The sequence below is a fragment of the Paracoccus stylophorae genome (genome assembly GCF_028553765.1).
GTDB classification, from domain to species: domain Bacteria; phylum Pseudomonadota; class Alphaproteobacteria; order Rhodobacterales; family Rhodobacteraceae; genus Paracoccus; species Paracoccus stylophorae.
Window position 1 is genome coordinate 1,489,999 of sequence record NZ_CP067134.1, and the last position, 13,257, is coordinate 1,503,255.

Annotated in this window: 11 protein-coding genes; 1 reads left to right on the forward strand and 10 read right to left on the reverse strand. The window is 66.2% G+C overall.

Features of this window, described 5'->3' with window-relative positions; all coding sequences use genetic code 11:
• Positions 1-201: 201 nt before the first annotated feature.
• Positions 202-2,229 carry an ASKHA domain-containing protein gene (locus JHW45_RS07340; RefSeq protein WP_272860226.1) on the forward strand — a complete coding sequence of 676 codons (2,028 nt, stop codon included), beginning with the start codon at positions 202-204 and terminating at the stop codon, positions 2,227-2,229.
• Here the strand turns inward: JHW45_RS07340 and JHW45_RS07345 are convergent.
• The 10 genes from JHW45_RS07345 to sucC form a co-directional block, all read right to left on the reverse strand.
• A complete protein-coding gene (locus JHW45_RS07345) occupies positions 2,226-2,684 on the reverse strand; it encodes a lytic transglycosylase domain-containing protein (RefSeq protein WP_473087557.1) in 459 nt (152 codons plus the stop codon). The two genes, JHW45_RS07340 and JHW45_RS07345, sit on opposite strands and share 4 nt — an antisense overlap.
• Before the next feature lie 52 nt (positions 2,685-2,736).
• The gene (lpdA, locus tag JHW45_RS07350; RefSeq protein ID WP_272860228.1) at positions 2,737-4,131 is read right to left on the reverse strand and encodes a dihydrolipoyl dehydrogenase; all 1,395 of its coding nucleotides are present in this window, start codon (positions 4,129-4,131) and stop codon (positions 2,737-2,739) included.
• An 88-nt stretch (positions 4,132-4,219) separates the two neighbouring features.
• Entirely contained in the window at positions 4,220-4,615 is a 396-nt protein-coding gene (locus JHW45_RS07355; protein ID WP_272860229.1) for an MAPEG family protein, read from the reverse strand.
• Positions 4,615-4,869, reverse strand: coding sequence for a hypothetical protein (locus JHW45_RS07360; RefSeq protein ID WP_272860230.1), 255 nt, complete (start codon positions 4,867-4,869; stop codon positions 4,615-4,617). Before JHW45_RS07360 ends, JHW45_RS07355 begins: the two co-directional genes overlap by 1 nt.
• A 388-nt stretch (positions 4,870-5,257) precedes the next feature.
• Positions 5,258-6,883 (reverse strand): 2-oxoglutarate dehydrogenase complex dihydrolipoyllysine-residue succinyltransferase, encoded by a 1,626-nt coding sequence (gene odhB / locus JHW45_RS07365; protein WP_272860231.1) that lies wholly within the window; start codon positions 6,881-6,883, stop codon positions 5,258-5,260.
• Between the two features lie 4 nt (positions 6,884-6,887).
• Positions 6,888-9,854, reverse strand: a complete 2,967-nt coding sequence (locus JHW45_RS07370) for a 2-oxoglutarate dehydrogenase E1 component (protein WP_272860232.1) — start codon at positions 9,852-9,854, stop codon at positions 6,888-6,890.
• A 33-nt stretch (positions 9,855-9,887) separates the two neighbouring features.
• Positions 9,888-10,289: a hypothetical protein gene (locus JHW45_RS07375; RefSeq protein WP_272860233.1), complete on the reverse strand. Its 402-nt coding sequence runs from the start codon at positions 10,287-10,289 to the stop codon at positions 9,888-9,890.
• Between the two features lie 67 nt (positions 10,290-10,356).
• Positions 10,357-11,241 carry a succinate--CoA ligase subunit alpha gene (gene sucD / locus JHW45_RS07380; RefSeq protein ID WP_272860234.1) on the reverse strand — a complete coding sequence of 295 codons (885 nt, stop codon included), beginning with the start codon at positions 11,239-11,241 and terminating at the stop codon, positions 10,357-10,359.
• A 12-nt stretch (positions 11,242-11,253) separates the two neighbouring features.
• Positions 11,254-11,676, reverse strand: coding sequence for a hypothetical protein (locus JHW45_RS07385; RefSeq protein WP_272860235.1), 423 nt, complete (start codon positions 11,674-11,676; stop codon positions 11,254-11,256).
• 137 nt (positions 11,677-11,813) lie between these two features.
• A complete protein-coding gene (gene sucC / locus JHW45_RS07390; protein WP_272860236.1) occupies positions 11,814-13,007 on the reverse strand; it encodes an ADP-forming succinate--CoA ligase subunit beta in 1,194 nt (397 codons plus the stop codon).
• Between the last annotated feature and the right edge of the window lie 250 nt (positions 13,008-13,257).

Sequence of the window (13,257 nt, forward strand, 5' to 3'; positions counted from 1 at the left end):
CAAGGGCGCGACGCGACATGCGCCTTACGGCGCGGTGACAGGGGGCGCGTGCGCCCCCTTTTGCGTCCGTGCGCACGCAATTCACCCCCATGGGTATCGGGACAAGCAAGAAGGTCGGTTTCGCGCCTCGGTGCGGCGCTTTGCGTGTGTTGGCGACGGGCGGGGACGCGGTAAGCCGGGCAGGCAGCAACGAGGTCAGCCATGGCGGACGAACCCCTTGTCATCTTCACGCCCTCGGGCAAGCGCGGGCGCGTGCCCTCGGGCACCCCGGTTCTTGAGGCGGCGCGGCGTCTGGGCGTCGATCTGGATTCGGTGTGCGGCGGGCGCGGGATCTGTTCCAGATGCCAGATCGACCCCGGCCGGGGCGCCTTTCCCAAGCATGGCGTCACCGTGACCGAACAGGCATTGTCGCCCTTCAACGAGGTCGAGGCGCGATACGACCGGATTCGCGGCCTGAAGCCGGGGCGGCGACTGGGGTGTCAGGCGCGCATCCTGTCGGATGCCGTGATCGACGTGCCGCCCGAAAGCCAGCTGCACCGCCAGGTCATCCGCAAATCCGCGGCCGAGCGGGTGATGGCGATGGACCCGGTCGTGCGGCCGTTCTTTGTCGAGGTGCCCGAGCCCGATCTGGCCGATCCCACCGGCGATTTCCAGCGCCTGTCGCAGGCCCTGTCGGCGCAATGGGGGATCGAGGGTCTGCGCGCCGATCTGCCGGTTCTGGCCCGCATCCAGCAGGTGCTGCGCAAGGCGGGCTGGAAGGCGACGGCGGTGGTGCGCCAGGACGGGCAGGGCGCGCCGCTGCTGATCGACCTGCTGCCGGGATTGCTGGAGGGGCCGCTGTTCGGGCTGGCCATCGACCTGGGATCGACGACGATAGCGGGGCATCTGGTGGCGCTGGATGACGGGCGGGTTCTGGCCTCATCAGGGCTGATGAACCCGCAGATCCGCTTTGGCGAGGATCTGATGAGCCGCGTCAGCTATGCCATGATGAACGAGGGCGGGGCGGCCGAGATGACGGACGCCGTGCGCGCGGGGCTGGGCCAGCTGGCGCAGACGCTGGCCGATGAGGCGGCGGTCGCGCCGGCGCGGATCGTCGATGCGGTGATCGTCTGCAACCCGGTCATGCATCACCTGATGCTGGGGATCGACCCGGTCGAGCTGGGGCAGGCGCCGTTCGCGCCGGCGACCTCGGATTCGATGACCGTGCCTGCGCCCGACATCGGGCTGGGGATCGCCGCAGCCGCCCGCGCCTATGTGCTGCCGATTATCGCCGGCCATGTCGGCGCGGACGCGGCCGCAGTGGTGCTGTCCGAACAGCCGCAGAACGCGGACGCGCCGGTGCTGATCGTCGATGTAGGCACCAATGCAGAGATCGTGCTGGGCGACCGCAGCCGGGTTCTGGCCTGTTCCTCGCCCACCGGCCCGGCATTCGAGGGCGCGCAGATCAGTGCCGGCCAGCGCGCCGCGCCCGGCGCGATCGAACGGGTGCGGATCGACCCGGCGACGAAGGAACCGCGCATCCGCATCATCGGCGTCGATCTGTGGTCCGATGAGCCGGGCTTTGCCCAGGCCGCCGCGACGACCGGCATCACCGGCATCTGCGGGTCGGGGATCATCGAGGCGGTGGCCGAGATGCGGATGGCGGGCATCGTCGATGCCAGCGGGCTGATCGGCGCGGCCGACCGGACCGGCACGGCGCGCTGCGTGCCGCAGGGGCGCACCCATGCCTATGTGCTGCATGACGCGACCGATTCGGGCGGGTCCCTGATCGCGGTCACGCAGGGCGATATCCGGGCGATCCAGCTAGCGAAATCGGCGCTGCATGGGGGGGCGCGGCTGCTGATGGATGAATTCGGCATCGACCGGCCCGACCGGATCGTGCTGGCCGGCGCGTTCGGGGCCCATATCTCTCCGCTGCACGCGCTGGTTCTGGGGATGATTCCGGATTGCCCGCCGGACCGGGTGACCAGTGCGGGCAACGCGGCCGGGACAGGCGCGCGGATCGCGCTGTGTTCGCGGGCAGCACGCGCCGAGATCGAGGATCAGGTGACCCGCATCACCCGGGTCGAAACCGCGATCGCGCCGCGCTTTCAGGAACATTTCGTCGCGGCGAACGCCATTCCGCACGCGACCGACCCGTTCGCGGCGCTGGCCGAAACCGTGACCCTGCCCGATGTCGCCTTCAATTCCGGGGCCACAGCCGACCGCCCACGTCGCCGCCGACGCTAGCGGCGCAGCCCGGTCCGCTTCAGCAATCCCTTGCGCTTCGCCTCGTAATAGTAGCCGCGCGCATACCACCCGACCGCATCGTCCGGATCGCCCTCGGCCACCAGCCACGCGCCGCGCAGATATTTGACGCCAAAGCGCAGATTGGTGTCGGCATCCAGAAGCCCCGCGGCCGGGCCGCGATAGCCCATCGTCTGCGCGGTCTGCGGCAGGATCTGCATCAGGCCGTAATAGGGACCGTTGCGCGCCTGGGGCCGGTGGCGCGATTCGCGGATCACGACGCGCTGGATCAGCGTGACCGGAACGTCATACTGCCCGGCCCAGAAATTGATGCGCGATCGCAGATAGGGCGTCTCGTTCGGATACAGCCCCGTGGCGGCCGGGCTTTCCGCACGCTTGCCGCCCGCGCCGCAGGCCGCAACCGCCAGCGTCGCCAGCAACGCGCCGCGCCGGCCCATCTTCGGTGTCGAAATATCCCGGGGGCGCGGGGGCAGCGCCCCCGCATCCGTGTCAGACATGGATCGCGCCGTCGCCGCAGGCCAGTGCCGCCTCGCGCACAGCCTCGGACGTGGTCGGATGGGCGTGGCAGGTCAGCGCCACATCCTCGGCCGAGGCGCCGAATTCCATTGCCACGCAGACCTCGTGGATCATGTCGCCGGCATTGGGTCCGATGATGTGGCAGCCCAGGATACGGTCGGTCTCGGCATCCGCGATCAGCTTGACGAAACCGTCGGCCTGCAACATCGCCTTGGCGCGCGCGTTGCCCATGAACGGGAATTTGCCGATCCGCAGCTTGCGGCCCGACTCCTTCGCAGCCTCTTCGGTCAGGCCCACGCTGGCGACTTCGGGGGTGGTGTAGATCACGCTAGGAATGACGTCATAGTTGACGTGCCCGTGCTTGCCGGCGATCACCTCGGCCACCGCCATCCCCTCATCCTCGGCCTTGTGGGCCAGCATCGGGCCGGGCACGCAATCGCCGATGGCATGGATACCGGGCACGCTGGTGGACCAGTCCTTGCCGATCTTCACGAAGCCACGCTCGGTCGTCTCGACGCCCAGCTCTTTCAGGCCCAGCCCCTCGACCGTCGGCAGCCGGCCGGTCGCGACCAGCACGCAATCGGCAGTGATCTGGTGTTCGCTGTCGTCCTTCTTCAGCGTATGCGTGACCGTCGCCTTGCCGCGCGACACCGAGGCACCCTTGACCGCCGCGCCAAGGACGAATTTCAGACCCTGCTTGGACAGGATCTTCTGGAACTGCTTTTGCACCTCGCCGTCCATGCCGGGGGTGATGGTGTCCAGATACTCGACCACCGTCACCTCGGTCCCCAGCCGCGCATAGACCGAGCCCAGTTCCAGCCCGATCACGCCGGCGCCGATCACGACCATGGTCTTGGGGATCTTCGGCAGCGTCAGCACGCCGGTGGAATCGACGATCACGCCGCTGCCGTTATCGACCTCGACCCCCTTCAGGGGCGCCGGGACCGAGCCGGTGGCGATCACGATATGCCTGGTTTCGTGAACCTCGTCGCCGATCTTGACCTTGCCCGCCTCGGGGATGCTGGCCCAGCCTTTCAGCCAGTCGATCTTGTTCTTCTTGAACAGGAATTCGATGCCCTTGGTGTTGCCGGCCACGGTTTCCGCCTTGTAGCCCTGCATCTTGGTCCAGTCGACCTTGACCCGGCCGCCGGTCAGGCCCATCCGATCGAAATTGTGGCTGCTTTCGTGCAAAAGGTGGGTGGCATGCAACAGCGCCTTGGACGGGATGCAGCCCACGTTCAGGCAGGTTCCGCCAAGCGTGTCGCGGCCGTCGACACAGGCGACCTTCAGGCCAAGCTGCGCGGCGCGGATGGCGCAGACATAGCCGCCCGGTCCGGCGCCGATCACGATCAGATCATAGGTGGACATCGCATTCTCCTTCTTGTCCCTCGGGTTCCCGCGGCCTGCGCCGCCTTACGTCTCGCCCGGTCGAATTTCCGTCGCCGCACCGCCCGGATCAGACCAGGGCGGCCAGCAGCATCAGCAGCGTGGCGGCAAAGCCCACCGCCCAGATCAGCGAACGCCACGGCGTCCATCCCAGCACATAGGCCGGGACATAGACGATGCGCGCGATCAGGTAGGCCCAGGCGCAGGCGGCCGTGAACCCGGTCGATTGGGCGCTGACGGCGATGATCAGCGCGGCCGGTGCGAACAGGGTCAACCCCTCGAAATGGTTCAGAAAAGCGCGGCGCAGACGACCGGCGCTGACCGACAATTCGCGCGGCGGATCGGTGTCGCGCGGGCTGGCCATGTAGTCGGTGCCGATCTGCATGTTCGCGGGGATCGCGATCGACACGAACTGCGCGCATTGCAGCAGGCAGGCCAGCGCCAGGACGGTCAGTTCCGGGGTCATCACGCGGTTTCCACAAAGTGAAAGCTGGTGTCGGTCACGCCGGCCTGGCTGTTGAACACGCCGGCCGCGCCATTCAGATAATCGCGCGCCGCGGCGGGGTTGCCGATATTGAACAGCGCCCAGGCGCTGGTGCCGCTTTCGCGCCAAAGTTGCAGCAAGGACAGGCCGTTATGGCCGCGATCCTCGGCATCTTCGTCGAAGGCGGTCTTGAAGGTCGCATAGTCCTTGACGGTGTAGTGGGCGATCATCTGCATGGGATCTTCCTCTGGTTCAGGACGGGGTTGTCATGGCGTCGCGGATGATGCGGTCATTCGTGGCCGCGCTGCAACAGCGGCGTGCGTTGCGTGATGCGCGGCGTCGGGGGCCGCAGGCGAAACCGCCAGCAAATGCGGGGTTTCGGGCCGCACGAACCATGCACCGGGGCGGCGCGGGATGTGCACAGGGCGTACACAGCCTGCGGGCGTTGCGCGGCATTGCGCGCCAAAGGACCGGCGGCATCCGCGATGCGCATCACCTCCGCGGACGGTCGCCCCCGGACGCATTTTCGCGCTGTCGATTCGGGACCCCTCATGGACGATATGCCCTCGATCGTGGAATGGCCGCCGACCCGGACACGCGGACCGGGTCGGCGGCCAGCCCGGATCACAGATCCATCAGCAGGCGGCGCGGGTCTTCCAGCGCCTCTTTCACGCGGACGAGGAAGGTCACCGCGCCCTTGCCGTCCACGACCCGGTGGTCATAGCTGAGCGCCAGATACATCATCGGCCGGATGACGATCTCGCCGCCGACGACCACGGGGCGGTCCTGGATCTTGTGCATGCCAAGGATCCCCGATTGCGGCGGGTTCAGGATCGGCGAGGACATCAGCGAGCCATAGACGCCGCCATTCGAGATGGTGAACGTGCCGCCCTGCATGTCGTCCATCGACAGCTTGCCGTCGCGGGCGCGGGTGCCCAGATCGCCGATCTCCTGCTCGATCTCGGCAAAGCTGCGGGCGTCGGCATCCTTGACGACCGGCACGACAAGGCCCTGCGGCGTGCCCACCGCGACGCCCATGTTGACATAGTTCTTGTAGACGACATCGGTGCCGTCGATCTCGGCGTTGACCTCGGGCACCTCGCGCAGGGCGTGGCAGCACGCCTTCACGAAGAAGGACATGAAGCCCAGCTTGACCTTGTGCTTCTTTTCGAACGCATCCTTGTATTCGCTGCGCAGCGCCATGATGGCCGACATGTCGGCCTCGTTATAGGTGGTCAGCATCGCGGCGGTGTTCTGCGCGTCCTTCAGCCGGCGGGCGATGGTCTGGCGCAGGCGGGTCATGCGCACCCGTTCCTCGCGGTCGGCCTGATCGGCCGAGGCGGGGGCGGCGGGGGCGCGTGCGGGCGTGTCGTCGCCGGATTTGGCCTTGGCCACATCCTCTTTCATCACGCGGCCGTCGCGGCCCGATCCCTGCACCTGATCGCGGTCGATGCCCTTTTCGGCCATCGCCTTGCGGGCGGCGGGCGAATCCTCGATATCTTCGCGTTCCTTGCGCTGGTCTTCCTCGCTGCGCGGCTTCATTTCCTCGGGGCCGGCATTCTTGGCCTTTTCCTCGGGGGCGGCGGGGCGGGGCGCGTCGCCGCTTGCGCCTTCGGCGATGACGGCGAGCTTTGCGTTGGCCTCGACCGTCGCGCCTTCTTCGGCGACGATTTCGGACAGAACGCCCGCGGCCGGTGCCGGAACCTCGACCGAGACCTTGTCGGTTTCCAGTTCGCACAGCATCTCGTCGGCCTCGACCTGATCGCCGACCTTCTTGAACCATGTCGCCACGGTCGCCTCGGTCACGCTTTCGCCAAGCGCCGGCACCATCACGTCAACGGATTTCCCGCTCATGTCCTTCTGTCCCTCCGGGCTTTTGTCGGCCTTCTGGTCGGCCTGCGGTTTTTCGGTGGCTTTCGGCGCGTCGCCGCCGGTTTTTTCCTGGGCGTTGTCGTCGTCGGCCTCGTCGTCGGCGGATTTGCCGCCGCCGGAGGTGTCGCCGGTGGCCTTGCCGGTTTCGTCGATCTGGGCCAGCAGCGCATCGACGCCGACCGTCTCGCCCTCGGCCGCGACGATCTCGGCCAGGGTGCCGGCGGCGGGGCTGGGAACCTCGACCGTGACCTTGTCGGTTTCCAGCTCGCACAGCATTTCATCGACCTCGACGGCATCGCCCGGCTTCTTGAACCAGGTGGCGATGGTAGCCTCGGTGACGGATTCGCCCAATGCGGGCACGCGGACTTCGGTGGTCATCGGATCATCCTTCGATATCGAGGGCTTCGTTCACCAGCGCCTCTTGTTCGGATTTGTGGCGCGAGGCGAGGCCGGTGGCGGGCGAGGCCGCGGCGTTGCGGCCGACATAGCGGGCGCGGCGATGTTTCGCGTCAAGCCGTTCCAGCACCCATTCCAGATAGGGTTCGACAAAGGTCCAGCCGCCCTGGTTGCGCGGTTCTTCCTGGCACCACACCATCTCGGCCTGGGTGAAGCGGCCCAGCTCTTCCAGCATCGCCTGGGCGGGGAACGGGTAGAACTGTTCCAGACGCAGCAGGTAGATGTCGGTGATGCCGGCCTCGTCGCGCGCCTTCAGCAGGTCGAAATAGACCTTGCCCGAACAGATCACCACGCGCCTGATCTTGTCGTCGGCGACCAGGTCGGTGTCGGAATTGCCGCGCTGCGCGTCGTCCCACAGCAGCCGGTGGAAGGTGCTGCCGGTCTGGAAGTCTTCGGCCCGGCTGACGGCCAGCGGGTGGCGCAGCAGCGATTTGGGCGTCATCAGCACCAACGGCTTGCGGAAGCCGCGATGGATCTGGCGGCGCAGGATGTGGAAATAGTTGGCCGGCGTCGTGCAGTTGGCGACGATCCAGTTGTCTTCGGCGCACATCTGCAGGAACCGTTCCAGGCGGGCCGAGGAATGTTCCGGGCCCTGACCCTCGTAGCCGTGGGGCAGCAGCATCACCAGACCCGACATGCGCAGCCATTTCTTTTCGCCCGAGGAAATGAACTGGTCGAACATGATCTGGGCGCCGTTGGCGAAGTCGCCGAACTGCGCCTCCCACAGGGTCAGGGTGTTCGGCTCGGCCAGCGAATAGCCGTATTCGAAGCCCAAGACCGCGTATTCCGACAGCATCGAGTCGATCACCTCATAGCGGGCCTGACCCTCGGCGATGTTGTTCAGCGGGTAATAGCGATCCTCGGTCTTCTGGTCGATGATGGCGGAATGACGCTGGCTGAACGTGCCGCGGATGCTGTCCTGTCCCGACAGGCGGACGCCGTGGCCCTCGATCAGCAAGCCGCCGAAGGCCAGCGCCTCGCCGGTGGCCCAGTCGAACCCCTCGCCGGTTTCGAACATCTTCTTCTTGGCTTCCAGCAGGCGGCCCACGGTCTTGTGCAGGTTCACGCCGTCGGGAATCTGGGTCAGCGCCCGGCCGATCCGGGTCATGTCCTCAGGCGGCAGGCCGGTTTCGCCGCGGATATATTCCGCGCCCTCGCGTTCGAAGCCCGACCATTTGCCGTCCAGCCAGTCGGCCTTGTTCGGGCGGAAATCCTTGCCCAGCTCGAACTCTTCGTTCAGGTGGGCCTGGAAGGCGGCCTTCATGTCGTCGATCTCGCCCTCGGGCATCAGCCCGTCATTGACCAGACGTTCGGTATAAAGTTGCAGCGTCGTTTTGTGCGACTTGATGCGGTGATACATCGCCGGGTTGGTGAACATCGGCTCGTCGCCCTCGTTGTGACCGAAGCGGCGATAGCAGAAAATGTCCAGCACCACGTCCTTGTGGAATTTCTGGCGGAACTCGGTGGCGACGCGGGCGGCATGCACCACCGCCTCGGGGTCGTCGCCGTTGACGTGGAAGATCGGCGCCTCGACCATCAGCGCGATGTCGGTCGGATAGGGCGAGGTGCGGCTGAAATGCGGCGCGGTGGTGAAGCCGATCTGGTTGTTCACCACGATATGGATGGTGCCGCCGGTGCGGTGGCCGCGGATGCCCGACAGTTGCAGACACTCGGCCACGACGCCCTGGCCGGCAAAGGCCGCGTCGCCGTGCAGCAGCACCGGCAGGACCGAGGTGCGTTCGACCATGTCGCCCAGCTGGTCGCCCTTGGCGCGGGCCTTGCCCAGCACGACCGGGTTCACGGCTTCGAGGTGGCTGGGGTTGGCGGTCAGCGACAGGTGCACGATGTTGCCGTCGAATTCGCGGTCGGAGCTGGCGCCCAGGTGATATTTCACGTCGCCCGACCCGTCCACGTCCTCGGGCTTGAAGCTGCCGCCCTGAAATTCGTGGAAGATCGCGCGATAGGGCTTGCCCAGCACGTTGGCCAGCACCGACAGCCGGCCGCGATGGGGCATGCCGATGGCGATGTCCTGCACGCCCAGGGCGCCGCCGCGCTTGATGATCTGTTCCATCGCCGGGATCAGCGCCTCGCCCCCGTCAAGGCCGAACCGCTTGGTGCCCATATACTTGACGTGCAGGAACTTTTCGAACCCCTCGGCCTCGACCAGCTTGTTCAGGATCGCGCGGCGTCCGTTCTTCGTGAACTGGATCTCCTTGCCGTAACCCTCGATCCGTTCCTTCAGCCACGCGGCTTCCTCGGGGTTCGAGATATGCATGTATTGCAGCGCGAAGGTGCCGCAATAGGTGCGGTCCATCAATTCGCAGATCTGGCGGATCGTGGCGACCTCGAGGCCCAGCACGTTGTCGATGAAGATCGGCCGGTCCAGATCGTCGGGCCCGAACCCGTAGGTCGCGGGGTTCAGCTCGCCGTGATCGGGCACGTCGCGCAGGCCAAGCGGGTCCAGATCGGCGTGCAGATGGCCGCGGATGCGGAAGGCGCGGATCAGCATCAGCGCGCGGATGCTGTCCAGCACCGCCTGACGCATCTGGCCGGTCGACATCTCGACGCCCTTGTCGCCCGCCTTGCGGGCGATCTTGCGCATCGCGGCGTCGGCCTCGGCCTTGCTGGATTGCGGCCATTCGCCGGTCAGCGCGGCCAGATTGTCGTCCGACGGCATCGGCGGCCAGTCGGCGCGCGCCCAGCTGGGACCCTCGGCCTCGCGCAGGGCATCGTCCTGGGAATCGCCCAACGACCGGAAAAACCGGTCCCAGGCCTGATCCACCGCCTCGGGGTCCTTTGCCCATTGGCCGTGAAGCTGTTCGATCCAGGCGGCGTTATGGCCCTGAAGGAAGGACGAATCGTGGAAATCTGCGTTCTTGGGTTGCTCGGTCATGGGCTTATCCCCCGGTTCAGGGTCAAGATGAGGTCAGGCACAAATGATGTCGATGATGGCGGCGCCGGGATCGGCGGCGGGATCGAGGCGGGGCACGCGGTCGATGCGGGCGACGGCGCGGCTTTCCAGACCGCACAGCGCGCGCGCGGCGCCCCGATCGGCATTGGCGGGCGCGCGCGCCGGGTGATAGATCACGCGCCAGCCGAAATCGCGGCGCGCGACGGTGCGGACGGATTCGGGCGGCAGGGTGCTGGCCTGATGCAGGTCGGTGGTGGCGGGGATGCCGCCGCGCAGCACCAGTTCCGATGAACGGTCGCCGCACGCGCCGAGGGTCAGCAGCGCGGCCAGCGACAGGGGCGCGGCGCCGCCGCAGCCGCGCGCCGGTCGCGCCTGGGCGCCGGGGGCCGGATCGGTCGGGGGGTGCTGCTGAGCCAATTCCTGCCTCGCGCGAAGGGGGGTTCCGCGCCCCATATTCTGGCCGGGGGCGCGGGGTGTCAAATCATCAGCCGTCGATCGCCTTCAGAACGGCCTCGCCCAGACCCGCCGGGCTGTCGGCCACCACGATTCCGGCCTTCTTCATCGCCTCGATCTTGGATTCCGCGTCGCCCTTGCCGCCCGAGACGATGGCGCCCGCATGGCCCATGCGCCGTCCCGGAGGCGCGGTGCGGCCGGCGATGAAGCCTGCGGTGGGTTTCCATCTGCCCTTCTTCTTCTGGTCGGCCAGAAATTCCGCCGCCTCTTCCTCGGCCGAGCCGCCGATCTCGCCGATCATGATGATCGATTCGGTCTCGTCGTCGTCCAGGAACATGCGCAGCACGTCGATATGTTCCATGCCCTTGATCGGGTCGCCGCCGATGCCCACGGCGCTGGACTGGCCCAGCCCGACATCGGTGGTCTGCTTCACCGCCTCATAGGTCAGCGTGCCCGACCGCGAGACGACGCCGACGCTGCCGCGCCGGAAGATGTTGCCGGGCATGATGCCGATCTTGCATTCGTCGGGCGTCATGATGCCGGGGCAGTTCGGCCCGATCAGGCGGCTTTTGGTGCCCTGCAGCGCGCGTTTGACGCGCATCATGTCCAGAACCGGGATGCCTTCGGTGATGCAGACGATCAGCGGGATTTCTGCGTCGATGGCCTCGAGGATCGAATCGGCGGCGAAGGGGGGCGGGACATAGATCGCGCTGGCGGTCGCGCCGGTCTTTTCCACCGCCTCGTGGACGCTGTTGAAGACGGGCAGGTCCAGATGTTCGGTGCCGCCCTTGCCGGGCGTCACGCCGCCGACCATCTGCGTGCCGTAGGCGATCGCCTGTTCGGTGTGGAAGGTGCCCTGAGATCCGGTGATCCCCTGGCAGATGACTTTGGTGTCTTTGTTAACGAGAACGGCCATTAACCCAAATCCTTATCTGTTTTCGGCTGCAAGCAGCATGGTGCCGCGCATGAAGCCCAAGTCTTGATCGGGGAGCACCGCAATCCGAACGGGGGTGCCCTTGAATATTCCATCCCAAGCCACGCCTGCGCGCATCGCCGTATTTTCCAGCGGAATCTGATCCGCTTGGGTGGCTTGCAGCCAAGGCTGGGCCAGTTGCACACCTTGATCCGCCGTCATGTTCTTGAAAGAGACGCCGCAACCTGTGTGGCGCGAGGCTGGTGTCGTCGCGAAGGCAATGAGGTGCCGATTATCCTTGCTAAGGATACGATAGCCCGAAGCCATTCCTTCAAACCTGTAGCCTTTCTCTTTCAGACCATCCTGAAAAGCCTTGCTGTCAGGCATCGTGGCTTGGCAAAGCCGGACCACCTCGGACGCGCTTGTCATCAGCGACATGCTCTCATCCGCCTGTCCAGATAACGCCGAAGTTGTATTCGCGGTGGGACTGGAGACGGATGCAGACTGCGACGGAGTGCTATCGCACGCGGCCAACAAGACGGCGCAGGTCGATGCAGTAAATATGACGGACAGCTTCACCCCCGCACCGCCTTCACGATCTTTTCCGCCGCGTCCGACAGATCGTCGGCCGAGGTGACGTTCAGGCCGCTGCTTGCGATGATCTCCTTGCCCTTGTCGACATTCGTGCCTTCCAGCCGCACGACCAGCGGAACCTGCAATCCCACCTCTTTCACCGCGGCGACGATGCCTTCGGCGATGATGTCGCAGCGCATGATGCCGCCGAAGATGTTGACCAGGATGCCTTTGACGTTGTCGTCGCTGGTGATGATCTTGAACGCCTCGGTCACCTTTTCCTTGGTCGCGCCGCCGCCCACGTCCAGGAAGTTGGCGGGTTCGGCGCCGTAAAGCTTGATGATGTCCATCGTGGCCATCGCCAGACCCGCGCCGTTGACCATGCAGCCGATCTCGCCGTCCAGCGCGATATAGTTCAGGTCGAACTTGGACGCGGCCAGTTCCTTGGAATCCTCCTCGGTCTCGTCGCGCAGGGCCATGATGTCGGACTGGCGATACAGCGCGTTGTTGTCGAAACCCATCTTGGCGTCGAGGCATTTGAGGTTGCCGTCGGTGGTCACGATCAGCGGGTTGATCTCCAGCATCTCCATGTCCTTTTCGATGAACATGCGATACAGGTTGCGCACCAGCGCCACGCATTGCTTGACCTGCTGGCCCTTCAGGCCAAGCGCGAAGGCCACGCGGCGGCCGTGGAAATCGGACAGGCCCGACGCCGGATCGACGCTGAAGCTGACGATCTTTTCGGGGGTGGTGGAAGCCACCTCCTCGATGTCCATGCCGCCTTCGGTCGAGGCCACGAAGCTGACGCGGCTTGTGCCGCGATCGACCAGCAGGGCCAGATACAGCTCACGCTCGATATCCGAGCCGTCCTCGATATAGATGCGGTTGACCTGCTTGCCGGCGGGGCCGGTCTGGTGCGTGACCAGGGTGCGGCCCAGCATCTGGCGGGTCAGTTCCTCGGCCTCGGCCACGGATCTGGCCAGCCGGACGCCGCCCTTTTCGCCGGCGGCGGCTTCGGTGAAGTGGCCCTTGCCGCGGCCGCCGGCGTGGATCTGCGCCTTGACCACCCACAGCGGACCGTCCAGTTCGCCCGCCGCCGACTTGGCCTCGTCGGCCTTGGTCACCACCCGGCCGTCGCTGACCGGTGCGCCATACTGACGCAGCAGCGCCTTGGCCTGATATTCGTGAATGTTCATCGCGACCCCCTTGTTCGGTTCGACAGATCTGGCCGTGTCTTGGCACACTCCGCCATGGTGGAGAAACGTTTTCCCGGTAAAATCGTCAAAACAGGCGCGAACTCGCGCAATGTGATCACAGTCTGAAAATCCGTGATCACGAACCGCGCGGCCCGGGTGCGGGCCGCTTGATTCGCCCGACGGGCGCGGCGCGGCAACGCAAACGGCGCGCCGGAATCCGGCGCGCCTGGCGGTGTTTCGGGCCGAAGAC